Below are 1,184 nucleotides of genomic sequence, written 5' to 3'. Positions count from 1 at the left end.
GCCTTCAAAATAACCATAACCAGGAATATGCACCTGCTCAGTTCGTCTAAATAGTTTTTGATATGGAATGTATTTGTACTTCCCTTCCTGAATAAATTTAACCACACCCTGCCCTGCTAAAACTACATTTCTAGGGTTCCATGTAAACTTATACTCCCAAGGATTGTCATCATCAGTATTTGGAGCAAGCAACCCACCAGTGAAAGATTCAAAAGCAGTTAACTCATGGCCAGCATCTCTAATTTTATCAATCACCTGCATGGCTGACATATGATCAATACCTGGATCAAGACCACACTCATTTAATAAAAAGACTCCTCTCTCCTTTGCCTTTTCATCCAATGCCTTCATTTCTTTAGACACATAAGAGGCTGTAAGCATATTTACACCATATTCAACACACAGCTCAGCAACTATTGGATGAAAATTGGCTGGTAACATTGAAATTACAACATCGGCATTTTTTATCTCTTCCTCTCTTTGCTTCTCATTGAGAATATCAAATTGAAAAGCCTCGGCAACTGCAGAACCATTGCATTTATCTTTAGCCAATGGTAATGAATAATCTCCCACCCGGAGTTTCCAACCATTTGAATTACATTCATTTATCAAATAACCAATCAGAGAACTTGCAGACCTTCCAGCCCCTAAAACCAATATCATCTTCATTGCAAAAAGTACTTTTATGTAGTGGGCTCAAATAAAAGAATTACTATTCTCAAAGCGTAATTCTTACTCATAAAAATTTTTATGCAGCCACAGTAATATTATATTGCATGGCCTTAAAAAATTGGATTGTGGGAATGAGTGAAAATGAAGAGTATATAATATACAATAGCTTTGATGAATTGGATGAGGAGTCTCAATGGTTAGTAGGCAAAGCTAAAGATGCACTTGAGGTAAGCTATTCACCTTATTCGAATTTTACTGTGGGTGCAGCGGCCTTATTAAACAACAGTGAAGTAATACTGGGGGCTAATCAGGAAAATGCATCTTACCCAGCAGGGCTTTGTGCCGAGAGGGTTGCTTTATTTCAGGCTGGTGCCAGATTTCCTAATGCTGCGGTTATTAGGTTGGCCATTGTGGCTAAACGAGCAAGTGAAGAAGATTTAAGAGCTGGGGGACCGTGTGGCATGTGCAGGCAGGTTATGCTGGAATTTGAGCAAAAGTTTAACCTCCCCTAT

At 38.8% G+C, this 1,184-nt stretch carries 2 protein-coding genes; one reads left to right on the top strand and one right to left on the bottom strand.

Annotation, left to right across the window (positions count from 1 at the left end):
• Positions 1-669: saccharopine dehydrogenase family protein (locus E1140_RS00260; protein WP_185153319.1), on the bottom strand; the 669-nt coding region annotated here is incomplete at its 3' end.
• Positions 670-776: 107 nt separating this feature from the next.
• Here E1140_RS00260 and E1140_RS00255 point away from each other — a divergent pair.
• Positions 777-1,184 (top strand): cytidine deaminase (locus tag E1140_RS00255; protein ID WP_155177957.1); only part of this gene is annotated, 408 nt, incomplete at its 3' end.

The sequence above is a fragment of the Fulvivirga lutimaris genome (assembly GCF_009711525.1).
Taxonomy (GTDB): Bacteria; Bacteroidota; Bacteroidia; order Cytophagales; family Cyclobacteriaceae; genus Fulvivirga; species Fulvivirga lutimaris.
The sequence above is the reverse complement of the archived record's forward strand: the minus strand, read 5'-3'. Positions and strand labels throughout refer to the sequence as shown.